Annotated in this window: 26 protein-coding genes and 1 tRNA gene; 21 read left to right on the top strand and 6 right to left on the bottom strand. The window is 56.4% G+C overall.

What is annotated here, in order from left to right:
* Positions 1–280 precede the first annotated feature (280 nt).
* The 12 genes from ABF979_RS11515 to ABF979_RS11460 all read left to right on the top strand — a co-directional run bounded on the left by ABF979_RS11515 (position 281) and on the right by ABF979_RS11460 (position 11916).
* Positions 281–802, top strand: a complete 522-nt coding sequence (locus ABF979_RS11515) for a Spy/CpxP family protein refolding chaperone (RefSeq protein WP_415559898.1) — start codon at positions 281–283, stop codon at positions 800–802.
* A gap of 129 nt (positions 803–931) precedes the next feature.
* On the top strand, positions 932–2347 hold the full coding sequence (ffh, locus tag ABF979_RS11510; RefSeq protein ID WP_064273075.1) for a signal recognition particle protein: 1416 nt from the start codon (positions 932–934) through the stop codon (positions 2345–2347).
* A gap of 40 nt (positions 2348–2387) precedes the next feature.
* The gene (gene rpsP / locus ABF979_RS11505; RefSeq protein WP_099212690.1) at positions 2388–2738 is read left to right on the top strand and encodes a 30S ribosomal protein S16; all 351 of its coding nucleotides are present in this window, start codon (positions 2388–2390) and stop codon (positions 2736–2738) included.
* A gap of 31 nt (positions 2739–2769) precedes the next feature.
* Positions 2770–3312: a ribosome maturation factor RimM gene (rimM, locus tag ABF979_RS11500; protein WP_415559896.1), complete on the top strand. Its 543-nt coding sequence runs from the start codon at positions 2770–2772 to the stop codon at positions 3310–3312.
* Positions 3309–4013: a tRNA (guanosine(37)-N1)-methyltransferase TrmD gene (gene trmD / locus ABF979_RS11495; RefSeq protein ID WP_415559894.1), complete on the top strand. Its 705-nt coding sequence runs from the start codon at positions 3309–3311 to the stop codon at positions 4011–4013. The genes rimM and trmD overlap by 4 nt, the downstream gene beginning before the upstream one ends.
* Positions 4014–4037: 24 nt before the next feature.
* The gene (rplS, locus tag ABF979_RS11490) at positions 4038–4430 is read left to right on the top strand and encodes a 50S ribosomal protein L19 (RefSeq protein ID WP_007283497.1); all 393 of its coding nucleotides are present in this window, start codon (positions 4038–4040) and stop codon (positions 4428–4430) included.
* 20 nt (positions 4431–4450) lie between these two features.
* Entirely contained in the window at positions 4451–5878 is a 1428-nt protein-coding gene (gene leuC, locus ABF979_RS11485; protein ID WP_415559891.1) for a 3-isopropylmalate dehydratase large subunit, read from the top strand.
* Positions 5878–6504, top strand: coding sequence for a 3-isopropylmalate dehydratase small subunit (gene leuD / locus ABF979_RS11480; RefSeq protein ID WP_064273079.1), 627 nt, complete (start codon positions 5878–5880; stop codon positions 6502–6504). Before leuC ends, leuD begins: the two co-directional genes overlap by 1 nt.
* Complete coding sequence (leuB, locus tag ABF979_RS11475) at positions 6501–7610, top strand: 3-isopropylmalate dehydrogenase (RefSeq protein WP_046901342.1); 1110 nt, start codon at positions 6501–6503, stop codon at positions 7608–7610. Before leuD ends, leuB begins: the two co-directional genes overlap by 4 nt.
* Positions 7611–7775: 165 nt before the next feature.
* Complete coding sequence (locus ABF979_RS11470) at positions 7776–8978, top strand: pyridoxal phosphate-dependent aminotransferase (protein ID WP_415559889.1); 1203 nt, start codon at positions 7776–7778, stop codon at positions 8976–8978.
* Positions 8975–10186, top strand: coding sequence for a pyridoxal phosphate-dependent aminotransferase (locus ABF979_RS11465; protein ID WP_415559887.1), 1212 nt, complete (start codon positions 8975–8977; stop codon positions 10184–10186). Before ABF979_RS11470 ends, ABF979_RS11465 begins: the two co-directional genes overlap by 4 nt.
* Positions 10187–10227: 41 nt before the next feature.
* On the top strand, positions 10228–11916 hold the full coding sequence (locus ABF979_RS11460) for a M3 family oligoendopeptidase (RefSeq protein ID WP_202208459.1): 1689 nt from the start codon (positions 10228–10230) through the stop codon (positions 11914–11916).
* Between the two features lie 49 nt (positions 11917–11965).
* Here the strand turns inward: ABF979_RS11460 and ABF979_RS11455 are convergent, their stop codons facing one another.
* On the bottom strand, positions 11966–12490 hold the full coding sequence (locus ABF979_RS11455) for a thioredoxin family protein (protein WP_415559884.1): 525 nt from the start codon (positions 12488–12490) through the stop codon (positions 11966–11968).
* A 72-nt stretch (positions 12491–12562) separates the two neighbouring features.
* Between ABF979_RS11455 and ABF979_RS11450 the strand changes: the two genes are divergently transcribed.
* The gene (locus ABF979_RS11450) at positions 12563–12901 is read left to right on the top strand and encodes a hypothetical protein (RefSeq protein ID WP_211516648.1); all 339 of its coding nucleotides are present in this window, start codon (positions 12563–12565) and stop codon (positions 12899–12901) included.
* 4 nt (positions 12902–12905) lie between these two features.
* Here the strand turns inward: ABF979_RS11450 and ABF979_RS11445 are convergent, their stop codons facing one another.
* Positions 12906–13334, bottom strand: a complete 429-nt coding sequence (locus tag ABF979_RS11445; protein ID WP_415559882.1) for a DUF423 domain-containing protein — start codon at positions 13332–13334, stop codon at positions 12906–12908.
* Between the two features lie 116 nt (positions 13335–13450).
* On the opposite strand from ABF979_RS11445, the gene ABF979_RS11440 reads away from it, so the two are divergent.
* From ABF979_RS11440 to ABF979_RS11430, 3 genes are all read left to right on the top strand, one after another.
* Entirely contained in the window at positions 13451–14044 is a 594-nt protein-coding gene (locus ABF979_RS11440) for a DUF4142 domain-containing protein (RefSeq protein WP_415559880.1), read from the top strand.
* A 16-nt stretch (positions 14045–14060) separates the two neighbouring features.
* Positions 14061–14624, top strand: a complete 564-nt coding sequence (locus ABF979_RS11435) for a cob(I)yrinic acid a,c-diamide adenosyltransferase (RefSeq protein WP_202208463.1) — start codon at positions 14061–14063, stop codon at positions 14622–14624.
* Between the two features lie 236 nt (positions 14625–14860).
* Positions 14861–15445, top strand: coding sequence for a hypothetical protein (locus ABF979_RS11430; RefSeq protein WP_415559878.1), 585 nt, complete (start codon positions 14861–14863; stop codon positions 15443–15445).
* Between the two features lie 3 nt (positions 15446–15448).
* Here the strand turns inward: ABF979_RS11430 and ABF979_RS11425 are convergent, their stop codons facing one another.
* The 3 genes from ABF979_RS11425 to ABF979_RS11415 form a co-directional block, all read right to left on the bottom strand.
* Positions 15449–17344, bottom strand: a complete 1896-nt coding sequence (locus ABF979_RS11425) for an OPT family oligopeptide transporter (RefSeq protein WP_415559876.1) — start codon at positions 17342–17344, stop codon at positions 15449–15451.
* Positions 17345–17417: 73 nt separating this feature from the next.
* Positions 17418–19118, bottom strand: a complete 1701-nt coding sequence (locus ABF979_RS11420) for an alginate export family protein (protein ID WP_415559874.1) — start codon at positions 19116–19118, stop codon at positions 17418–17420.
* Entirely contained in the window at positions 19102–19692 is a 591-nt protein-coding gene (locus ABF979_RS11415; RefSeq protein ID WP_415559872.1) for a hypothetical protein, read from the bottom strand. Before ABF979_RS11415 ends, ABF979_RS11420 begins: the two co-directional genes overlap by 17 nt.
* A 101-nt stretch (positions 19693–19793) precedes the next feature.
* Here ABF979_RS11415 and ispH point away from each other — a divergent pair, with 101 nt between their 5' ends.
* From ispH to ABF979_RS11395, 4 genes are all read left to right on the top strand, one after another.
* Positions 19794–20795, top strand: coding sequence for a 4-hydroxy-3-methylbut-2-enyl diphosphate reductase (ispH, locus tag ABF979_RS11410; protein ID WP_203549139.1), 1002 nt, complete (start codon positions 19794–19796; stop codon positions 20793–20795).
* 6 nt (positions 20796–20801) lie between these two features.
* Positions 20802–21752, top strand: a complete 951-nt coding sequence (locus tag ABF979_RS11405; protein ID WP_415559869.1) for a homoserine kinase — start codon at positions 20802–20804, stop codon at positions 21750–21752.
* Positions 21745–22197, top strand: a complete 453-nt coding sequence (gene rnhA, locus ABF979_RS11400) for a ribonuclease HI (RefSeq protein WP_415559866.1) — start codon at positions 21745–21747, stop codon at positions 22195–22197. The genes ABF979_RS11405 and rnhA overlap by 8 nt, the downstream gene beginning before the upstream one ends.
* A gap of 108 nt (positions 22198–22305) precedes the next feature.
* Positions 22306–22381, top strand: a tRNA-Asn gene (locus ABF979_RS11395).
* Between the two features lie 130 nt (positions 22382–22511).
* On the opposite strand, the gene ABF979_RS11390 is transcribed toward ABF979_RS11395, so the two are convergent.
* The gene (locus ABF979_RS11390; RefSeq protein ID WP_415559864.1) at positions 22512–23738 is read right to left on the bottom strand and encodes an MFS transporter; all 1227 of its coding nucleotides are present in this window, start codon (positions 23736–23738) and stop codon (positions 22512–22514) included.
* 61 nt (positions 23739–23799) lie between these two features.
* Between ABF979_RS11390 and gpt the strand changes: the two genes are divergently transcribed.
* Positions 23800–24315 (top strand): xanthine phosphoribosyltransferase, encoded by a 516-nt coding sequence (gene gpt / locus ABF979_RS11385; RefSeq protein ID WP_415559862.1) that lies wholly within the window; start codon positions 23800–23802, stop codon positions 24313–24315.
* The last annotated feature ends 101 nt before the right edge of the window (positions 24316–24416 follow it).

Below are 24416 nucleotides of genomic sequence, written 5' to 3'. Positions count from 1 at the left end.
TCCACGCACGGCGGTTTTCAAGACCGCTGCCTTAAACCACTCGGCCACCTCTCCAGACCCCGACCGTAAAATCGGGAGTCGTGTCCTGCGTGCAGGACGTGGGCGGCTACATGCGATGAGATGGCGCTCACGTCAAGCCTCCTTCTTTGTTACATACCTTGGAGGGGTTTACTCTTCGAAACAGGACATGGGGCGTTTTGTAACGAAAAAACTGTCATCTTGAAGGGAATGGGGCGGGAACGCTTTTTCGCCTCTCATCACCATCAAGGATATAGCATCCATGACGGCATTTCGTCTTTCTGTTCTCCTTCCGGCTCTAGCTTCCGTTGGGCTGTTGGCTGGCTCCGCTCTGGCACACGCCCCTCCGGGTGCGCCAGGACCGCAGCCTGATGGCATGCATGGCAGGCCGGGTCCTGGGGGTATGCTTCCGCCATTCCCGCCGGGAATAACTCTGACTGAGGCCCAGAAGGCTCAGGTCCATAAGATTTTCAGCCAAGGCCATGAAGAGATGAAGGCTCGGCATGAGAAACTGAAGGCTCTTCGGGACAAGATCCGCACGGCTCTTTCTGTAGAGGGTGATCTGGATCGTACGCTTCTCGCTGATCTGACCAAGCAGGAATCCGACCTGCATGTGCAGGAAGCGCAGGCTCGACTGGAGACGCAGGAGAAGCTCCATGATATCCTGACTCCTGAGCAGCGCCGCCAGGCGAATACGACCATGGAGAAAATTCGTTCGCTCCATGATCAGTTGGACGCCATTATGGGCCATCCGCCTGAAGACGGGCCGCCGCCTGCACCCTGATTTCTAAGGTCGAGGCGCTCTATTGCTTGACGTCCGCGTCACGAAGCGATAGAGCGAACCTGTTTCCGGACACGCCACATCGCGAAGGCTCGCGCAGTGGCGTGTTTCTGCTTGCTATAAGGTGGCCCGTTGTTCGATCAACTCTCAGGTAAGATGTCCGGTGTCCTCGAAGGGCTTTCCAAGAATGGAAAGCTCTCAGAGGCTGATGTCACCGAGGCCATGCGTGAAGTTCGTCTCGCGATGCTGGAGGCGGACGTCGCGCTGCCGGTCGTGCGGGACTTCGTCAATAAGGTGCGTGAGCGTGCAGTTGGTCATGAGGTGCTGGAAAGCGTTTCTCCTGGCCAGGCTGTCGCCAAAATCGTTAACGATGCCCTGATTGACGCCCTCGGGGGCGCCGGTGTTGCTCCTCTGAATCTTTCAGCCGTGCCGCCAGTTCCATTACTGATGGTTGGTCTGCAGGGTTCGGGAAAGACCACGACTTCGGGTAAGATCGCCCTGCGTCTCTCTTCCCGTGAGCGCAAGAAGATTCTTCTCGCGAGCCTGGACGTGCAGCGTCCAGCAGCGCAACTCCAGCTTCAGCAGCTTGCTGAGCGCGTCAACGCGATTACAGGGCTGGTGAAGTCTCTGCCAATCGTAGCGGGGCAGTCGCCGGTAGATATCGCGAAGCGTGCGCTGGAAACAGCCCGTCGCGAAGGCTACGATATCGTCATTCTCGATACCGCTGGCCGACTGTCTATCGACGAAGCTCTGATGGACGAGGTTCGCGAGATCCGTTCTGTCACGAACCCGGCAGAAACGCTGTTGGTCGTGGACGCGATGACGGGGCAGGACGCTGTCAATACAGCCAAGTCCTTCAATGAAGCGGTCGGTATTACCGGCGTCGTCATGAGCCGTATGGATGGTGACGCCCGTGGCGGTGCCGCACTGTCCATGAAGGCCATTACGGGCGCACCGATCAAGCTGACGGGTTCTGGCGAAAAGCTGGAAGCGCTCGAAGAATTCCATCCGGAACGTGTGGCTGGCCGTATTCTGGGGCTGGGTGACGTTGCTGGCCTCGTGGAGCGCGCAGCGGAAACGCTCGACCACGAAGAAGGCGAGCGCGTAGCCAAAAAGATGCTCGCCGGTAAGTTTGATCTGGATGACTACGTGTCCCAGATCAACCAGATCAACCGTATGGGGTCGATCTCGGGCATTCTCGGCATGCTTCCTGGTATGGGCAAGATCAAGGATATGCTGGGTGACAAGGAGATCGACACATCGATTTTCAAACGTCACAAGGCCATCATTTCTTCGATGACCAAGCAGGAGCGCAAAACGCCGGGGATCATCAAGGCATCCCGTAAAAAGCGGATCGCCTCAGGTTCTGGAACGACGGTTCAGGAAGTGAACCGTCTGCTCAAGCAGTTTGACGACATGTCCACAATGATGAAGCGCATCAGTAAAATGGGCCTTGGTGGCCTTATGCGCGGAATGGGTGGGGCAGGTGGTCTGGCCGACATGATGAAGGGGATGGGCAAGCCCGGTGGGCGCCCGCCTTTCGTCTGATCAGCATCAAGTTTTCAAGTTTGTCTTTCAGGAGTTTTTCATGAGCCTCAAGATTCGTCTTTCACGCGCTGGTGCCAAGAAGCGTCCGTACTACCACATCGTCGTTGCAGACAGCCGCAGCCCGCGCGATGGCCGTTTCATCGAAAAGGTTGGCGCATACAACCCAATGCTGCCGTCCGACCATGCTGATCGTATCCGCCTCGATGGCGAGCGCATCCAGCATTGGCTGTCCAACGGCGCGCAGGCAACCGACCGCGTTGCACGTTTCCTCGGTAACGCTGGTCTGGCTCCGAAGCCTGCTTACAGCGAGCAGCCGAAGAAGTCCGCTCCGAAGGCCAAGGCTCAGGCTCGCGCTGCAGAAGCAGCTGCTGCTGCCGCTGCCGCAGCCTGATCTACTGCTGACGTTTCAGGACGCTTGATCCGTGCCACCCTTCAAACCTGACAGTGATGTCCTGATCGCGACCATCGGTCGTCCGCATGGCGTGCGCGGTCTGGTTCATCTTCATGCAGCTACTGATGATCCGGCTTCTGTCGAGATGTTCGGTGCGCTGCATGATGAGCATGGGGTTGTATGGATAGCAAGCTGGGTTTCTCCGGGAGTGGCTGCTCTGACAGACGCTCAGGGGAACACTCTGCCAGACCGCACAGCTGCCGAACGACTGGTTAACCGTCGTTTGTATGTTGCGCGTGAACTTCTGCCGGCCGTCGAGGAAGACGAGTTCTATCATGCCGACCTGATCGGCATGACTGCAGTTTCCGAAGATGGCGAAGTGCTTGGAACCGTCTCCATAGTTCATGACTATGGTGCGGGTGTCAGCATCGAGATTGATCGAGGTCTGATCGTTCCATTCACGCTGGCTTGTGTGCCGCATGTCGATCTCGCGCACCGTCGCGTCACCGTCGTGCCGCCAGTTGAAGTCGAGGTCGAAGGTGATCTCGATGGAGAGGTACAGGTCCGGGCATGAGTTGGCGCGCGGACATCCTGACCCTGTTTCCGGACATGTTTCCGGGGCCGCTGGGATTTTCCCTAGCGGGCAGGGCGCTTGATTGCGGTATCTGGTCCTGTGAATCGCATGATCTGCGTGAGCATGGACTGGGTCGTCATCGCGCTGTGGATGATACGCCGTTTGGCGGCGGAGCTGGTATGGTCATGCGGGCAGATGTTCTGGATACGGCTCTTTCAGCGCTTCCGGCGCTGGATGGCCGTCCTGTCATCTATCCGACACCCCGTGGGCGCCGTCTGTCGCATGAAGATGCAGAGCGTTTCGTGGCAGGGCCAGGTGTTGTGGTTCTGTGTGGGCGTTTTGAAGGTATTGACGAGCGTGTGCTGGAAAAGCACGACATCGAACAGTTCAGTATGGGCGATGTCGTGCTGTCAGGCGGAGAAATTCCGGCCCTGATGCTTCTGGACGCATGTGTGCGTCTTTTACCGGGAGTGATGGGTTCCCAGATTAGTGGTCAGGACGAAAGTTTTGCCGACGGTCTGCTGGAGTACCCGCAATATACGAAGCCGGCGGTCTGGGATGGGCGCGAAGTGCCCGAAATCCTGCTCTCCGGCAATCATGGTGCCATCGCCCGCTGGCGTCATGAACAGTCAATCGCCGTCACGAAGGCACGTCGCCCCGATCTGTGGGATGCGTACCTGGCGCGACAGCAGGTTCATTGAATTTTTGTTTCCAGGAGTTTGGTCATGAACATTATCCAGCAGTACGAGGCGCGCGAAATCGAGCGTCTTTCCACGGCTCGCGCCGTTCCGGAATTTATCGCAGGTGACACGGTTCGCGTTGGCGTCCGCGTTGTCGAAGGTACGCGTGAGCGCGTGCAGAACTTCGAAGGCGTTGTCATTGCCCGTTCCAACAAGGGTCTGAACAGCAACTTCACGGTTCGCAAGATTTCCAACGGTGAAGGTGTGGAGCGTGTGTTCCCGCTGTACGCTCCGTCCCTGGCCAGCATCGAAGTGGTGCGTCGTGGTAAGGTGCGTCGCGCAAAGCTGTACTACCTGCGTGGCCGTTCGGGTAAGTCTGCACGTATTGCAGAGCGCCCGCGCGATCTGCCGAAGGCTGGCGAAAAAGCCGCTTCCTAAGTCAAGGTTGGAGTATAAGGATGCCCGTTTCTTCTTCGCCCAGAACCCTGTTTGACAAGATCTGGGCCGATCACGTTGTTGACCGCCTCGAAGACGGGACGTGCATCCTATACATCGACCGTCACCTCGTTCACGAGGTGACAAGCCCGCAGGCTTTTGAAGGTCTGCGGATGGCCGGACGTCGCCTGCGCCGTCCGGACGCAACAGTCGCCGTGGTGGACCACAACGTCCCCACGTCCGACCGTTCCCAGCCGATCGAAGAGCCGGAAAGCCGTCTCCAGATCGAAACGCTGGAGAAGAATGTCGCTGAGTTCGGCGTTCCCTATTTCCCGCTGCGTTCCGCGTCTCAGGGCATCGTTCACGTTGTCGGGCCAGAGCAGGGCATTTCTCTGCCAGGCATGACGATCGTTTGCGGTGACAGTCATACCTCGACGCACGGCGCACTCGGCGCGCTTGCATTTGGTATTGGCACGTCTGAAGTCGAACACGTCATGGCGACCCAGACGCTTCTCCAGAAACCCGCAAAGAACATGCGTGTTTCTGTTGAGGGCAAAGTGGGTCCGGGCGTGACAGCCAAGGACATCATGCTGGCCATTATCGGTAAGATCGGTACGGCAGGTGGCACTGGCCATGTAATCGAATTTGCCGGCTCTGCAATCCGCGATCTGGACATGGCAGGGCGCATGACGCTCTGCAACATGTCCATTGAAGGCGGTGCAAAGGCTGGTCTGGTTGCTCCCGACGAAACGACTTTTGCATATGTGAATGGCCGTCCGTTTGCGCCGAAGGGTGAAGCGTTCGAGCAGGCCTGTGCTTACTGGCGTACGTTGACATCGGATGAAGGCGCTCATTTTGACACGGAAGTGACGTTGAAGGCCGAGGACATTGTGCCTTCCGTCACATGGGGTAACAGCCCGCAGGACGTTCTGCCGATTGATGGCATCGTGCCGTCTCCATCAGATTTCAAAGACCCGGCTCAGGCTGCGCAGGTTCAGCGCGCTCTGGATTACATGGGTTTGACGGCTGGCCAGAAGATTGCCGGAACGCCCGTCGATGTGGTCTTCATCGGCTCCTGCACTAACAGCCGTTTAGAAGATTTGCGAGCTGCTGCTGAAGTTGTGCGCGGGCGTCATGTTGCGGCAACAGTTCGTGCCATGATCGTTCCAGGCTCAGGCCTTGTGAAGGCTGCTGCCGAGGCTGAAGGTCTGGACAAGATTTTCCTTGATGCCGGTTTTGAATGGCGCGAGGCAGGCTGCTCGATGTGTCTGGGGATGAACCCGGATCGTCTGACGCCGGGACAGCGTTGCGCTTCTACATCCAATCGTAACTTTGAGGGTCGTCAGGGACCGGGCGGCAGAACGCATCTGTGCTCACCGTCCATGGCTGCAGCCGCGGCTGTCACGGGCACGCTATGTGATGTGCGTGAGCTGATGAAGGAAACCGTCTGATGGACAAGTTCACGGAACTGACCGCCATTGCGGCTCCGATGCCGAACGAAAACATCGATACCGATCAGATCATTCCGGCGCGCTTTCTGAAGACCATCCAGCGCACGGGTCTTGGCAAGAATGCCTTTGCCGCGCAGCGCTACGACGAGAATGGCAACGAGAACCCGGACTTTGTTCTGAACAAAGAGCCGTATCGTCAGGCTGAAATCCTCATCACCTACGACAATCTTGGTTGTGGTTCGTCCCGCGAGCATGCGCCGTGGGCTCTGCTGGATTTCGGCATCCGCTGTGTCATCGCACCGAGCTTTGCCGACATTTTTTTCAATAACTGTTTCAAGAACGGTATCCTGCCGATCCGTTTGCCACGGGAAATCTGTGACGAACTGATGGGTGATGCACGGCAGGGTTCGAATTCCCGTCTGACGGTCGATCTGGAAAAGCAGATCATCATTCGCCCCGACGGGAATGTTGTGCCGTTTGAAGTTGATCCCTTCCGCCGCCATATGCTGCTCGAAGGTCTGGACGATATCGGCCAGACGCTGGCGCATGATGCGGAAATCAGCAGCTTTGAACATCAGGCCAGCCGTGCATGGGTGCCGTCAATCAGCATGGGAACTGCAAAATGAGTGAAGCCCACAAGCTTCTTGTTCTTGCCGGTGATGGTATCGGCCCGGAAGTTATGCGTGAAGTTGCACGGATCGTGCATTGGCTGGACGCAAACCGTGGCCTGAAGCTGGACATTACGGAAGAGCTCGTTGGCGCGGCTTCCCTTGCAGTCCATGGTGTTCCTATCCGTGATGAAGTTATCGACCTTGCCCGGAAGTCCGATGCGGTTCTGTTTGGCTCGGTTGGTGATCCGGCCTGGGGCCATGTCGGGTTCGACAAGCGCCCTGAAGTAGCCATTCTGAAGCTGCGCAAGGAGCTTGAGCTTTTCGCAAACCTTCGTCCGGCCCAGCTTTTTGATGCGCTGATTGATGCGTCTGCCCTGAAGCCGGAAGTAGTGCGCGGTCTCGATATCATGATCGTTCGTGAGACGGTCGGTGGTATCTATTTCGGTGAGCCGCGCGGCATTGAGACGCTTCCGGATGGTTCCCGTCGTGGAATCAACACGGAAGTTTACACGACGTCCGAAATCGAGCGTGTTGCCCGCGTTGCTTTCGAGATGGCCCGTCAGCGCGGCAATCGCGTCTGTTCCGTCGAGAAGTGCAATGTGATGGAAAGCGGCCTTCTGTGGAAGGAAGTCGTCACGGATCTGCACAAGCGCGAATATCAGGATGTAGAACTGTCCCACATGCTGGCCGACAACTGTGCCATGCAGCTCGTTCGTAATCCGAACCAGTTTGATGTGATCGTTACAGGCAACCTGTTCGGCGATATTCTGTCCGATCTGGCGTCGATGCTCACGGGTTCTCTGGGTATGCTTCCGTCTGCAACGCTCGGTATCGTGCGTGAAGATGGCAAGCGCAATGCACTTTACGAGCCAATCCATGGCAGTGCGCCAGACATTGCCGGGAAGGGCATTGCTAACCCGCTGGCGCAGATCCTGTCTTTTGCGATGCTGCTACGTTACTCGCTCAACCGGGGTGAGGATGCGGAATTGATCGAAAAGGCTGTGTCTAATGTTCTGGCAAGCGGCCTGCGCACTGCTGACATCATGTCTCCAGGGATGGCTCGCGTTGGTACGGATATGATGGGACAGGCCGTCCTGCGCGAAATGGAAAAGCTGGCCTGATTTTACCTTAGATTGTTTCTGCTTAAGGGCCGGGTAGTTCCATAAAGGAGCCGCCCGGCTTTTTTTGTGCACAAAAAACGTGTCAGTCATGTGCCGATGGGCTGTGGTCAAATGAGGGCGGACGGCGCTAGGGTCTCTGCGCGATAAAGCCACCGGGAACCCATCATGTCTCTCATTGCCGACCGTCTGAACCGTATCTTGCCGAGCCAGACGATTGCGATTACCCAGAAAGCCCGTGCCCTGAAGGCAGAGGGCCGCGATATTATCAGTCTTTCAGCTGGTGAGCCGGATTTTGATACGCCGGATTTCGTCAAGCAGGCCGCCATTCAGGCCATTCAGAATGGCGAGACGAAATACACGGATGTTGCAGGTACGATGCCGCTGCGTGAAGCCGTTGCGGCCCGACTGAACGCTGATTTCGATCTGGATTACCGTGCTGAGGAAATCTGTGTTTCGACTGGCGGCAAGCAGGTTATTTATAATGTGATGGTGGCCACCCTGAATGCGGGCGATGAAGTCATCATTCCGGCTCCGGCCTGGGTGTCTTACCCTGATATCGTCTCGCTGGCAGACGGAGCACCTGTCGTAATCCAGACAACGGCTGAGAACGGTTTCCGCCTGACGGCTGACCAGCTTCGCGCTGCCATTACGCCGAAGACGAAATGGCTGATGCTGAACTCGCCCTGCAATCCGACAGGCGCCGCATACGACGAACATCACCTCAAGGCGCTGACTGAAGTTTTGTTAGAGCATCCGCATGTGTGGATCCTGACGGACGATATGTACGCCAAGCTGATGTATGAAGGCGCCGTCGCCAAGACGTTTGTGCAGGTCGAACCGCGTCTGCGGGACCGAACGGTGACGATGAATGGCGTGTCCAAGGCCTATGCCATGACGGGCTGGCGGATTGGCTTTTCCGCAGCGCCTGTGGAACTGACGCGCCAGCTGATCAAGCTGCAAGGACAGAGCACGAGCAATCCGTGCTCCATTGCTCAGGCTGCGGCCAAGGAGGCCGTTTCAGGCCCGCAGGATTTCATTGGGGAAATGGTGAGTGTTTATGAGCAGCGCCGCAATCTTGTGGTGTCCATGCTCAATGAAGCACCTGGCTTGAACTGTGCAAAGCCGGAAGGAGCGTTTTACGTCTTCCCATCCATCGAGGGAACACTTGGAAAAACGAGTAAGGGTGGCCATCTGATCGACAGTGACGAGGCCTTTGTCACGGCTCTTCTGGATGAGACGGGCGTTGCCGCAGTTCATGGAAGTGCTTTCCTGACGCCCGGATATTTCCGGATTTCCTATGCCACCAGCACCGAGCTTCTGAAGGAAGCCTGCACCCGCATTCAGCAGTTCTGTCAGGGCCTGTCATGACGTTTCGTATTGCATCCCGTCTGGCAACACTCCCCAAGCCAGCCACTATCGCTATGGCAGCGCGGGCCCGCGAATTGCGGGCGGAGGGTGAAGACGTCATTTCACTTGCCCTTGGACAGCCGGATTTTCCATCACCGCCAGAAGCCATTGAAGCCGCTTATGCAGCCGGGTTGGCTGGTGATACGGGTTATCCTCCCATTCCGGGCCAGAAGGCGCTGATTGACGCCATTATTCATAAGTTCAAGCGGGATAATGATCTGACGGTCACGTCTGACCGTATTATGGTGGCCAATGGTGGCAAGCAGGTCATCTATAATGCTTTTGCGGCAACGCTGGATGACGGGGACGAAGTTATCGTTCCCGCGCCTTACTGGGTCAGCTATCCACTGATTGCCCGGATGCTGGGTGGGACGGCCGTTGAAATTCCCTGCCCGGAAGAAAATGGTTTCCGGCCTGACGCAGCGACAATCAAGGCTGCGATTACGTCTAAAACCCGTTGGCTGGTTCTCAATTTTCCGAACAATCCTACCGGTGCCATCCTTGAACGTCATGACCTTGAAGCCATTGCCGATGTCTTGCGCGATGCGCCGCATGTTCTTGTCATGTCTGATGAAATTTACGAGCACCTGACATTTGATGGTCGCAGGCATCTGTCCATCTTGCAGGTGGCGCCTGATCTGGCAGACCGCATTCTGGTCATTAATGGTATGGCCAAGGCTTATGCCATGACGGGCTGGCGCGTCGGTTTTGCATGTGGTCCGACACCGCTCATCAAGGCGATGATTGCAGTGCAGGGGAACACAACTTCCGGTGTTTGCACGCTTGCTCAGGCCGGCTCTGCCGCTGCGTTGAAAGGTGGGCTGGATCGTATTGAGCAGATGCGCGAAACCTACCAGCGTCGTCGAGATACGATGGTTGAAGCGCTTCAGGCTATTCCGGGACTGACATGCGCCGTTCCGGAAGGCGCTTTCTATGTTTATCCGGGTGTTGGCGAACTGACTGGCGGCACTTCTGCCAGTGGGCGATTGCTTGATACGGATGTGGCATTTGCAGAGGCCTTGCTTGAAGAGGCTCATGTTGCAACCGTTCCGGGAACTGCGTTTGGCTTTAGCCCTTATCTGCGCCTCTCATGCGCAGCGTCCGACGACCAGCTTGCGGAGGCATGTCGCCGCATTGAAGGGTTTGTAAAAGGTATCCGCAAAACCTGAGAAGCATGGACGGAAACGGAGCGGAGTGTCAGAATTGGATCATGACACAGACAATCCCTCCGTTCTCTGACCTGTCTTTTCCCCGTCCAGACGAAGCGTCTCTTAAGGCGCGCTACGCGGACATTTCGTCGCTGCTTGATCGCGGGCAGCGCGAAGAGGCTCTCAAGGCCTTTGACGCCGTTCGGCGAGAGTATGAATCCTGGGCCTCCCACGTTCATCTCCAGTTTTCCCGCAACACGCAGGACGAGACGGCGAAGACGGACCGTGACTACGCGGATCGCCTTTCGCCTGTTGCGACGGACCATGAAGTCATCATCAAGAAGCGTCTGCTGGCAGACCCTGATCGTGCCGGTCTGGAAGCACTCCTGACGCCACATGTGGTTCATCTGTGGGAAGCAGACACCACGACGTTTGATCCCCGGATCAGCACGGATCTGGAAGAAGAAGCGCGCCTGACGGGCGAATACACGGCGCTTCTGGCCTCGGCGAAAATTGCCTTTGATGGCAAGGTTCTGAACCTGTCAGGGCTTGTACCATATTTGCAGGGGCCGGATCGGGACGTCCGCCATGCCGCCGAGCAGGCACGCTGGGCCTTTTTTGAAGAACACGGCGAAGAACTGGATACGCTTTATGGGCGTCTGGTTGAGCTGCGTGACCGGATGGCGAAAACGCTGGGGTTCGAGAACTATATCGGGCTGGGTTACCGCCGGATGCGCCGGACAGATTACGGCCCGGAGCAGGTGGCATCTTTCCGGGAAAAGGTTCTTAGTTCTGTTACCCCATTGGTTCAGTCACTGCTGGAACGCCGTCGCCTTAAAATGGGATGGGACAAGGTCTGGGCCTGGGACGAGGCACTGATCGATTTGCAGGGGAATCCGGAGCCAGCAGGAGATCATGATCTGCTCGTGGCGCGGGCAGAGGGCATGTTCCGTGCGCTCGACCCCAAAGGCGAAATGGGCGATTTCTACGTTCAGATGCGGGATCTCGGATATCTTGATCTGAAAAACCGGGACAACAAGGCGGGCGGCGGCTTCTGCACCTCATTCCCGACCGTTGGCAGCCCTTACATCTTTGCCAATTTCAATGGCACCCATAACGATATTGGCGTGTTTACCCACGAGATGGGGCATGCCTTCCAGAACTGGAAAAGCCGCGATCAGGACTGGGTCGATCAGCTCTGGCCAACCATGGAAGCTGCCGAGATTCATTCCATGGGCTTGGAATTTCTGACCTGGCCGCAAATTGATACACTGGTCGAAGACGGGGCAGGGGACCGGTACCGCCGAATGCATCTCATCGATGCGCTCTCATTTTTTCCATACGGTGTCTGTGTCGATCACTTCCAGCATGAAGTGTATGCCAATCCGCAGATGACAGCGGCAGAACGGCACGAGACCTGGGCACGCCTGGAGAAAATGTACATGCCCTGGCGGGACTGGGGCGATCTGGCTTATCCGGCAAAGGGTGGCCGCTGGCAGGCCCAGCTCCATATCTATCGCCTACCATTTTATTACATTGATTATGCTCTGGCTCAGTGCTGTGCACTGCAACTCTGGCTTCGTTCCCGTATGAACCGGGAAGCCACGTTCGAGACATATCGCAAGCTGTGCTCGGAAGGCGGCTCCAAGCCGTTCTCACAGCTTGTGGCTGATGCTGGTCTGGTATCCCCGTTTGAGGAGGATGCTTTGGCGGAAGTCGTTCATGAAGCCGAGCAGGAACTCGGAATCTGAGGCAACGGTTCTGGCTCTGAAGGGTAACTTCAGAGCCAGAATGAACGGTTTATCCGCGGCTATTCCACTCGGAAATCAGGTCAAGAACGGCCTGTGGGGACATGCCGCGAGCATTCCCCAGAGCCTTCGACCCGTCGCCGTTCAGGGCGTGACCATCTGGCGTCACGATGATGACTGTTGGAACAGCCTTGATCGTCACATCATATTTCTGAGCCAGATCGAGATTGGTGTTAATGCGGCCAACATTCACCGGGACGATCACAAACTGGCTGTCCAGCCATGCCTTTGCGTCGGGCAGGGCAAAAATGCCGGAGAGCATTTTGCAGTCCGGGCACCAGTTGCCGCCGAAATCGAGAAGCACCTTCCGGCCCGTTTTGGCAGCAAGTGCAAAGGCATCGCGCACCTGCTCCTGGGCGACGGACGTATCTGGATAAGGTGTTGCGACCGGCGGGGCTGATGTTTCCGTCAGTTTGGGCGCAGGCGTACTTGCAGCCTGTGCTGAAAAAGGTGCGGAAAGCGCCAGACCCAGTCCGGCGGCAGCAAGAAGGGAAACGCGCATAAAAAAGGCTTTCATTGATCGAGTGGTCTGCATCACATAACGCAGTGTCACAGCAAAACGATTAAAGCCTACTTCATTCGGAAGGTCATGCTTTTGATAACGCAACACGGTTCACCCTCATCGCCCTCCGCTCAGCAGAGTGCGGAAGTCAGTATTCTGGAGACGCTCCTGAGGACGGTCGTCCTCGTTGGGCTTACCCTGGCGCTTGCCGCCATCTTTCGTTTCTGGGAACCCGCCGTAAAGCTCTCTCAGAAGACTGCAGCGACACATGCCTGGCAGTCACTTTACAGCGTGTTTCATATTGAAACGGCGCTCGGGCGAGAACAGCTCATTCTTGTGGGTATTATTCTATTCTGTTTTGCTGTGGCGCTGGTTGTTCAGGTGGCCGGGCTTTTTGCTCTTAAGATGATCAGAAACAGATCCTGACGTCTCAGGCTGAGCGCCGTCTTAGTCCGGACAGTGCTGCAAGAAGCCATGCTAAAATCAGCAAGGTACCGCCATAGGGGGCTATGCGGGCTACTGAGAGTGTCCCGATTTTCAGATCGAACAGCGCGAAAAGCGTGACGGAGACACAGAAGAGCAGCGTGCCTGCCAGCATCGTCAGGCATGCAAGACGCGCCAGGCGTGGCACCAGAAAGGACGCACCCAGCGAGAGCGCGCAGAGTGCGATGGCGTGCCACATGAGGATGTCCACCCCGGAGTGCAGAACGGCACGGCCATTGGGGATGGCAAACATATGGTCGGGGAGGTGAGAGGCAAGCGCCCCGAGAACCACTCCGGATGCGCCTTCGACAGCTCCGGCAATGAAACAGAAGCGGAAGGCGCCGGAAAAATCATGCGTGCTAGAATTTGCGGACATGGCCTGAATGTATCATGAGTGGTGCCGAACATGAATGGACCGCTTGAAGCCGGGACCATTCAGCCAGAGTGGCTGGGACATTGTCCTGGTCTCGCAGATGGAAGGAATGTCTCTTCATGACAGTTACTGTACGCTTCGCAGCTCTTGCCTCGATTGCCATGCTGGCAGGCCTGAGCGCCTGTAATGCCCCGGATGCACCGCCGGCACCGGCGCTGCCGTCTGCTGCATCAACCTATACGCTTTCGACAGCGGATGCCGCATTTCTTCAGCAGGTCGATGCCATGGATCTGACGCAGGTGAGCATTGCGACACTGGCTGCGACGCATAGCAACAGCGATGTTGTGAAGGCTTTCGCCGCAACACTGGTCAATGACCACACGACCAATCGCAAGGCCGTCTCGAAGGTAGCTAGCGATGCCAATCTGACCGTTACTGACAAGCTGAATGCTGGCGATGAAGCTCACGTTGCATCCTTCGGGCATCTGTATGGCGCTGCGTTTGACCGTGTCTTCCTGCGCGAAGTTCTGAGCGTTCAGACGCCTGCTCTCAGTAGTGCTCTGGCAACAGCATCGCAGTCCGGCGGAACGGCCGATATCAAGACGCTGGCATCAGACACTACGAAGATGCTCAAGGACCATACGACTCGTGCGCAGGACCTGAGCGGCGCGAAGACTGTCAAAGGTCATCATCATCACTTCGGTCGTCACTAAGCTTTAGAGGCCAATTATGACGGGTGTTCGGCTTGATCGTATTGTAACGCGTGGCGGCGATTCAGGGCAGACTTCACTGGGAGACGGAACGCGTGTCTCAAAAGCCTGTCCGAGAATTGAGGCCATGGGGACGGTCGATGAGCTGAACGCTCTTCTTGGTTTACTTGATTATTCGCTTAGAGCAGAGGAAAGTATACGTGAACTTTCCTCTGATATTCGAAAAATACAGTCCTGTCTTTTTGATCTGGGCGCAGACTTATGTATTCCTGACAAAGAGCGCCCTCAAAGTCTTACAGTAAAAGCCGTTAGTTGGCTGGAAGAACGTATTGAAGAGATGCGCCTGCAGCAGCCTGCTCTTCAAAGCTTTATTCTGCCCGGCGGTTCTCTTGTTTCTGCTCATGCCCATATGGCCCGGACTGTTGCACGGCGCGCAGAACGGCGGATTGTCGTTCTGGAGCCGGCGCCCGAGGGTGGGCTGAGGTTCCTGAACCGTCTTTCTGATTATTTCTTTGTTCTTGCGCGTCACGCCAATGATCACGGAGCAACGGACATTCTCTGGCAACCGGGGCAGTGGCAGTAAAAGAAAGATGAATACAGTCTTATTGTGTTGATGACAGGACATATAAGATCTGGTAAAAGAATTTCGTCTGATACACCGGAATGAGTTAGAAAACCGGCAGTGTCGACTTTCATTTCCTTGTCAGGGCATGCTTTTTTCTGATCGGCTTCAAGCCTTTCAGAGCCTCCGTCATTCAGGATGGGCATTCTGATCAGGTGACATAGAACAAATTTTATAATTGGTTGAAAAAACGAAGAATGCAGGACGATCAGCAGGTTAGTGAAGACAAACTGCGTGAGGCGCTTGCTCGTCTAGGGTCAGGATCTTCCCGCCCCCAGAAGGCGCGTCCCACAACGCCGACAACAGAACGTCGCCGTCGCTTTGTACGAGATGGTCAGGTTGTTGTTGAACATCAGGCCAGCCGTGGATTTGCACAGCGTAGCAATGCACCGAGCCAGGACGACCAGGACGAAATCGAGCGTCTTCGTCAGTCCGTAAAGCGTGAGCAGCGTCGCTGGGAAGAAGCTGAGCGTTATCTGGCTGAAGCCCGGACGCAGCTCAAAACATATGAAACGCGAGAAGCCCACGCTAAAATCCAGATTACGGAGCTGAACCGTCATCTGCGTGAGCATCAAGACCAAATCCAGTCTCTGAAAGCCCAGCTTCATCAGTCCCGTGAGCAGGCCGCTGAAGCAGCCCGCCGTTCGCCGCGCCCGGTTGGACGTCCGCGTAAGGAAGTGCAGGACGAAATTGTGGTGAAGAAGGTCGAGAAGGCCGCTGTTGAGGCCCCAGCTGTTGTTCTTGACGAGCCGGAACCTGTTCAGTGGTGGGTAAAGGCCTGAATTTCAGGCCGTCGGGCGACGGACAGAACGCCCGAACCAGAAAATGATGCCTAGAAACACTGCCCATCCCAGTCCGGCTCGAACCATGTCCGGAATGGGAAGGGCCAGTGTTTCCGTGCTGCCGGTGGCGCCGACAATGGCTGCCACGGCAACACCCACCAGACTTTCTCCCACAATAAAGCCAGATGCGATCATTGTGCCCTGTTCTTTTGGGAACTTGCGCAGGAGCCAGCCGAGGCCTGCTCCGATTGCGATCGTCACGGAGACGTTGGCAGGCAGGTAGATGCCCATGCCAACGGCCAGAGGCGGTAGAGCAAGACTGCGCCGCTTTAGAAGAATATCCGCAATGACCAGTACAATTCCAAGCACTGCTCCAATCTCCAGCATCAGCCAGTCCAGATTGTGCGTGAGAATACCTGTGGCAATGGCAGCCATCAGAGCTGGTTGTGGCGCTGCCAGAGCCCGGGTTGGGTCCATATCAGCGCGAGGCATGGCTCCTACAAATCCGTAGGCCTGATAAAGTGTCTGCAAGACCCATGGGATAACCACTGCACCGACAGCACAACCAATCAGGAGGGCAACTTCCTGCTTCCAGGGCGATGCGCCGACCAGTTGTCCGGTCTTCAGATCTTGCAGGTTATCATTCGATACTGCGGCAGATGCGGTAATGGCAGAAAGTACAAACAACCCGAATGCAATAACCGTCGGGCGTTGGTCGGGTGAAAGAACGCCGCTGCTTTCCAGTCCCCAGAGTGTGACGGAAATGGCAATGATCGCGATAATTCCGACGCCCGAAATCGGGGAAGAGGATGATCCGATAATGCCCGCCATATAGCCGCAGGCGCTCGCGACCAGAAATCCAAGACCGAAACAGGCGCCCAATCCCAGAAGAACCAGAATAACCAGTGATGCACCGTGTGGTATTGCGGGCCACAGGAACTGGGTGAACAGCCCTGAAAGGACGAGTGCCAGTCCGATGCTCAGGCCAATCAACGTCCGGGGCGCAAGATCCTGATCACTCTCGTCCTGTGAGGCACGATGCTTGATGGACAGAGACTCTTTCAGGCCAACTGCAACAGGTTTGGCCAGTGCGAGCAGCGTCCAAATTGCGGCAACCGCAATTGTTCCGGCGCCGATGAAACGCACTTTATGCAGCCATAAACCTGTTGCCGCGGCCATGGGGTCTGCGGCCGGGTTCAGATGCCCCAGAATGGGGACCATGACGCCCCAGCCCATCAGAACACCCAGCAGCATGGCAATGCCACCGCCGATGCCGACGAGATAACCCGTGCCCAGGAGTGCGAGGGAGAAGCTGATATCCAGCCGAAACACGGAAGCGCCGAAGCTTGTAGCAGCTGAAACGCCGTCGGAAAGAAGCCGTAGCCCTGATGTTGCGAAAGCAACGGCTGCGGAGACAAGGCTCCCTTTTGTCAGGGAACGCACGCTCTGGGCATCGCCTTCAGGGGAAGAGGCTCGCAGGATTTCGGCACAGGCTGTGCCTTCCGGATACGGGAGGTCAGAATTCTTCACCAATGCCCGACGCAGCGGAATCGTGAAGATGACGCCGGTCATGCCTCCTGCAAGTGTCAGCAGGAGTGAGACAAAATATGGAAATTCGTGCCAATACCCGACCATGATGAGGCCAGGCAGCGCTGCGAAGACGCAGGAGAGTGTTCCTGCCGCAGAAGCCTGCGTCTGCACCATATTGTTTTCGAGCACCGTCCCGCCGCCCATCAGACGGAGTACGGCCATTGAAATGATGGTCGCGGGAATAGAGGAGCCAAAGGTCAGGCCAATCTTCAATCCCAGATAGACATTTGCTGCCGTGAAGACGACGGTAATCAGGGCACCCAGAATGATGCCCCGCAAGGTCAGTTCGCGGCTGTCCATAAGTTTCATGGTGGGGCGATCCTGTGATGTCGCGTTGTTTTTTCGGGCATTACGCTGCGGAGGCTCGCACCGCAACCATTCATCAAAAAGCAAATGACAGGCTGGACTGATAATAGAGCCCGCTTTTTGCCCCGGCATTTTTCAGATCATGCGATGCCGCAAACCACGCGACGACATGTGTCCAGTTCCAGTGTCGAGATACGGCCCATGTCAGCAGACCATTAGGGGCTACGCCTATGAAGTGGCTGCGAAACCTGGGGAAATTATAAGCCGAACTGATTGAATAGACGGAAGACGCTGTGGTCTCCCTCCATAGAATCGGGACTTTGATCCGCAAAGACACCTTACCGTAGGACCCCACGACAATGGGGGACAGATTGATCAGGTTCGCTGCGCCAATGTAGCCCGTGTAATCCAGATACGGATTTTGCGGGGCAAACGGCGCACTGTAAGTCCCGACTGTTCCTGTGCGACGGTTTTCATTTCCGCCGGAATAGACGTCCGTCTGAATTCCGAAGAAGGGTTTGAGGGGCAGATTGGAGCGTCTGTATCCCAACGTCGTATTCACGGAGTAAGCAGAGACCTGGCGCCGGGCAGTGGTTCCGTATTGTGTGAAATTGCCCTGCTGCCACAAGACGCCAATGGCATATTCGAGTTGCTGGGCTGTACCGTACCACCGGAAACCGAAATTGTTACGATTTGTCGCGCCCGTTACGGAGCTGATTTTGCTCGCACTGACCAGCGGAACAGAGCCTGTTTTTCCACCAAGATGAAAGCCAATCCAGAACAGATCGAGATAGGATTGAACACGCTGTTGGCCTAGATGGAACGCGGGGACGTCAAAGGTTGTGTTGAAGCCATAGAGGCGCGTGTTCCAGTCCTGCGTGTCGTGGAACATGGCTGTTGGGGTGATGTCTGTCGCGACGAAGTTATAGAGATCGAACCGGACGTGCGGGAAAATGGCGTAAGCGCGGGGTCCGTTCCAGGTAATCTGGATGTTTGGGGGCTCCCGGTCGTAAAGGACATAGGATGGGGCATCGAGAAACTGCTGGCGTCCAAACATGAGGCCTGTCTTGGCTGTGCCAATTGTGCGTTTGTATTCGATGAAGGCCTGATGCAGATCCAGGCGCTTGCGGTAAGTGCTGCCATAGCCATATCCGTTCCAGCCTGCGGCCGTACCGTTCACGAGCTGTGCGAAAACACGCCAGTGTTCTCCAATATGGAGGTCTGCTCCCAGCATATTGCGCGTGACAAAGCGGCCTGATCCGGAGTGGGTGTTTGTCCCCAGCATCGGATAGTCATTGTACCAGTTGCGAAGGCGGGTGCGCTCGGACAGGGACAGCCAGATTGTGCGTTCATTGTTGAGAGCAATGAATTTCAACGGATCGAAAATGTCGCTCTGATGCCGTTTGTTACGCAGGTATGACCAGTCTTCCGCCCATGGCGCGACACCATAGCGTCCGACTGGTCCAAAACCTGCACCTTCGCCGTTGCCGCGATTGAATCCACCCCATCGGGGCTGGCGTCCGATCGGCGCCACATTCTGGCTCGGCGTCAGGCGGCGTGGTTGTTCCAGAAACCCTGCATGGGGAAAGTTCTGAATTTCCGGACGTTCTGCGTGATGGACCTTGATCCTTTCTTCTTTCGATGCCGAAACGTCAGGAGTCGCAGAAAAGGCTGAGGACCCAAAGCCTGCCAGGCAAGCCAAGGTCGTTTTCAGCGTAATCCGGATTTTGACGTCAGGTGAAAGAGAAGGAAAAAGGCCCTTACTGCGTCCGGCCACGGAACTTTACGACGGGCAGATGCTGCTGGTTGTAAGTCAGCTCATCTTTGGTCAGCTGATAGCCGATTTCGAGCGTGTAAGGATTTTCCTGGATGTTCTTGGATGCAGGAAGATCAACAAGGCGCAGATCCGTACGAACAGACTGGTTGCTGACATTCGGCTCCAGCTTGAATGTGTCCGTGAAGATTTTCTTATCCACGATTTTTCCGTCACGCATAATGACGATAAAATAGGGGACGTTGATGGTGCCGGTCTTGGAGGCAGGGCCTCGCGTCAGGTTCATTGCCAGACTGACGCGGGTACGAATCATCTGCTGGTCTTTGGGGCCTTTGGGGCCACGTTCACAGTCTCCCGAAATGGCGGTGAGCTGTGCATGGCTGACCAGATTCCCGATGTCCGGCTCTTTTCCGTCATAGACAAACCGGTCTGCTGCGGCGCTGGGAATATCCGTGACCGGGCATGTGGGGGCAAAGAAGCCCGGATTGGATTCGTCACATCCCGCGAGTGTTGAAATCGCGACGACGGCAAAAGCCGGGACAAACAGGGACGTGGCAAGGCGCCGAAAGGCTGGCATCTGCTGTAGAAACTCCCACAAAGCGGCCCGGACGTTGCGACATGCGTCAATCCGGTCGATACTGGTCCTACATATCGAACTCCGCCCGCTTGGGGAACACCATGTCAGATCAGACAACTCTTGCACCTGAAGGTGCTGCACACCAGAAGACGCTCCGCGTCCTGCTGGCCGGGCCTCGCGGCTTCTGCGCCGGTGTGGATCGTGCCATCCGTGTCGTTGAAGAAGCGCTGCGCCGTTATGGCGCGCCCGTCTATGTTCGTCACGAAATCGTCCATAACCGTACTGTGGTTGAAGGGCTGGAGGCAAAGGGTGCCATTTTCGTCGAGGAACTCGATGAAGTGCCGGCCGACGGTCATGTCGTTTTCTCAGCGCATGGCGTGCCGAAGTCAGTTCCAGCCGAAGCGCAGCGTCGCAACCTGCTGTACCTAGATGCAACGTGCCCGCTGGTCTCCAAGGTGCACCGCGAAGCGGAACGTCACTTTGCAGGCGGTGGCCCGGAGCAGCTTCATATTCTGATGATCGGTCATGCCGGCCATCCGGAGGTGGTGGGCACAATGGGCCAGCTTCCGCCGGGCGCTGTCACGCTCATCAACGACGCTGAAGAAGCCCGCACGATTCAGCCAAAGGATCCGGCGAAGCTGGCCTTCATCACGCAGACGACGCTGTCTGTGGATGATACGGCTGAGATCGTCGATATTCTGCGGACTCGCTTCCCGCTGATTGAAGGCCCGAAGCGCGAAGATATCTGCTACGCGACGACCAATCGTCAGGAAGCTGTGAAGGCCATTGCGCCAGAAAGTGATCTGGTCATCGTGATCGGTTCGCCAAACTCTTCCAATTCGCAGCGTCTTCGGGAAGTGGCCGAGCGTTCTGGTGCCCGCCGTGCACTTCTGGTGCCGAAGCTGGAAAATCTGGACTGGTCTGTGCTGGAAGGCGTTGAAACGCTCGGCATCAGTGCAGGTGCGTCAGCTCCGGAAAGCCTCGTGCAGGAAATGGTGACGGCGCTTGCGGCAAAGTACACGCTGAAGATCGAAGAGCGAATCATGAAGGAGGAAAACATCAATTTCCGCCTTCCAGGTCCGCTTGCTGGTGAGGACAACTGAGTCTTCATGGCCGTCTATACTGAACTGGCGGCCGAGGCGCTTGAAGCGTTTCTTGGCACATATGACATCGGTGCCCTGGTTTCTTTCCAGGGCATTGCCGAAGGCGTCGAAAACAGCAACTTCCTCCTCCAGACCACGGAAGGGAAGTTCATCCTCACGCTCTTTGAGCGGCGGGTTAAAGCGTCTGACCTTCCATGGTTTCTGGGGCTGATGCAGCATCTGTCGGGGAAGGGCATGAATTGCCCGCAACCCGTACAGGCAAAAGACGGCGTCGCTCTCAGGGTATTGGCAGATCGCCCGGCGGCGATCACCACGTTCCTTCCGGGTCAAGCCGTCCCTCAGATTACAGCATCTGCCTGTCATGCACTGGGACAGGTCCTCGCGACATTCCACAAGCTGGGGCAGGACTACACAGCGGAACGGCTTAATGGGCTGTCTGTGGAAGCGTGGCGCCCGCTTCTTGAGAGCTGTCAGGGCAGTGGGGATGACCTGCTGCCGGGTCTCACGCAGGAACTGTCTGAGGCACTGTCACGGATTGAAAAGTCTTGGCCTGCTGCTGGCAGTTTGCCTCGTGGGCAGATCCATGCAGACCTCTTTCCCGATAATGTCTTCTTTCAGGGCAACCAGGTCTCTGGGCTGATCGATTTCTATTTCGCCTGCACGGACCTGTTTGCTTACGATCTGGCGATCTGTCTGAACGCCTGGTGTTTTCGCGATGAGAAGGTTTTCGAACCCGCTTTCGCTCACGCCATGATCGAAGGTTACGAAAGCGTCCGCAATTTAGAGGTGGCTGAAAAGGAAGCTTTGCCAGTTCTGTGTCAGGGAGCTTCAATCCGGTTTCTGCTGACGCGCCTCTACGACTGGATCAATACCCCGGCTGATGCACTGGTGACCCGCAAGGATCCGCTGGCCTATCTGGGGCGTCTCCGACATTTCTCAGGTGTCGCGCATGTCTGATGCGAACGCGGATCAGCTTCCGGTCGAGATCTGGACGGATGGTGGATGCAAACCCAATCCCGGCCCAGGAGGCTGGGGAGCACTGCTTTGCTTTAAGGGCAAGGAAAAGGAGCTATGGGGCGGCCATCCGGAGACGACCAATAACCGGATGGAACTGACGGCTGCGGCTGAGGCTCTGGAAGCTCTGAAGCGGCCGTGTCGGGTCACGTTGCATACAGACAGTGAATACCTCCGGAACGGTATCACGCGGTGGCATAGTGGTTGGGTACGGCGGAACTGGCGTAATTCAGCTGGTGATCCCGTTGCCAACATGGATCTGTGGCAGCGCATTCTCGATGCGGCCAAACCTCATGAAATCGAATGGCTCTGGGTGAGGGGGCATTCTGGTGATGTGAACAACGAACGTGTGGATGTATTGGCAACCCGGGGGCGGGAAGAGCTCTGAAAAAGTCATGTTTTCTGCGGGTTACTGAAGAAAGTTCAGAAAAATGCAGAAATATGAAAAAAGGGGCTTTACCGACCCCGGCGGTTGGACTAAATACCTCCTCACCGGTCCCGAATAGCTCAGTTGGTAGAGCAAGCGACTGTTAATCGCTGGGTCGTAGGTTCGAGTCCTACTTCGGGAGCCACTCTTTCTTCTTGAAAGATTTGGTTCGGTACAGTGAAAAGCCCCTTACGGGGCTTTTTTCATATCTACTGTACTGATTGACCATCACCGGACGCTTGATGCCGCTCCGGTGATGAGTTCGTGAGATTTTCTCAGAGTTCTTCTGGTCTGACGTCTTCCAGGCGATCCAGCGCCCACAGGCTGGGAAAGAGACGAATCCAGGTTGCCGCGACAAGAATTGTTCCTACGCCGCCTGCGATAACCGCTGCTTCTGGCCCGATGGCTGTTCCCAGCATTCCGCTCTCAAATTCGCCCAGCTGGTTGCTGGAGCCGATGAACAGCGAATTTACAGCAGAGACCCTTCCGCGCATGGCGTCTGGTGTAGCCAGTTGAATGAGTGAAGACCGGACGACAACACTGATGACGTCTGCTGCTCCTAGAACCATCAGGGCGACGACTGAGAGCCATGTGATGTGCGAAGCGCCGAACACAATGGTCGCGATGCCAAAAACGATCACGGAAACAAACATCGTAATTCCAGCTCGGCCCCCAAGTGGATGGCGAGACAGCCAGGCTGATGTAAAGAGCGCTCCGAGCGCAGGGGCTGCGCGCAGAAAGCCCAGCCCGATTGGCCCAACATGGAGAACGCTATCCGCATAGACGGGGAGCATGGCAGTGGCACCGCCAAGCAGAACCGCAAAAAGATCCAGGGAAATCGCGCCAAGAAGGTCGCGACGTCTGTTTAGAAAACCAAGGCCCGCAAATACAGAGGCGAACGTCACAGGGTCTTTTGATGCGACCTTATGGCGCAGCTTTAGAGCCAGCGTTCCTAGAAACGCCAATGCGAATCCAAGCGTCGCAAGGCTGTAACAGATAACTGACCCAAGCCCGTAGAGAAGGCCGCCCAGGCTTGGTCCCACAATGGATGCCGTCATGAACAGCGAGGACATCAGGGCCTGTGCTCTGGGCAGAAGCTGAGGGGGGACGATCGCTGGAAGAAATGCCTGCTGGCACGGCATCTCGAAGCTGCGTAACGTGCCGTAGAACGCTGCAAAAGCGTACACGTAGGCCGGGGTCAGGCAATGCATGGCGGCTATGGCTGCAAGGGCGCCCGTGCTGAGCACTTCCAGAATCTGGCAGATCAGCACCACGCTACGACGATTAAAACGGTCCGCGACGTGTCCGGAGATGAATGTCAGGGGAACCATCGGTAGAAACTGTGCAAGGCCCAGATAGCCCAGCGATGAAACGCTATGGGTCAGGGCATACATCTGCCAGCCGATGGCAATTGTCAGCGTCGTAGCAGAAAGCTGGGAACAGATTCGGCTGATAATCAGTGGGCCGAGGCCGGGAAGGGCTCGTAATGCTGGTTCAATCATTCAGGCACATTAGTCACTTCCGGCGTGCAAGTTTATTGCAAAATTCCGAGCCGGAAGGCAGATGAGAGACATGAATGCTACATCCACACCCAAACCCGTAACGTACGCAACTGTCACCTGGGACCAGCTCCATCGTGACGCCCGTACTCTTGCTGCGACGCTCATGGAAAAGCACGGTCCGTTCCGCGGTATCGTGGCGATTACGCGTGGTGGCCTGATCCCCGCAGCTATTCTTGGCCGTGAAATGGGCTGCCGCCTGATCGAAAGCGTTTCTGTCATCAGCTACGCTGGTGAAGAAGGCACGCAGCAGCAGCCGAAGGTTGTGAAAGCGCCAACCGCCGCAGGTGACGGCGAAGGCTTTTTGATCGTCGATGATCTGGTTGATTCCGGCATTACGGCTCAGTTCGTGCGTGAAATGCTGCCCAAGGCTGTTTTTGCCTGCCTGTATGCCAAACCGGACGGAAAACCGCTGACCGACCACTATGTCACGGAAGTTGCTCAGGACACCTGGGTGCTGTTTCCGTGGGATACGGCACCACTTTTTGTGCCTCCGCTCGTAAGAAATGAAAAAGATTGAAAAAACCCTATTGCGTCCGGAACTTATACCACCTAAGTTCCGCCTCGGTTCGGGGCGTGGCGCAGCCTGGTAGCGCGCCTGTTTTGGGTACAGGAGGCCCC

Origin of the sequence: Gluconobacter sp. (assembly GCF_047723935.1) — a bacterium.
Lineage (GTDB): Bacteria > Pseudomonadota > Alphaproteobacteria > Acetobacterales > Acetobacteraceae > Gluconobacter.
The sequence above is the reverse complement of the archived record's forward strand: the minus strand, read 5'-3'. Positions and strand labels throughout refer to the sequence as shown.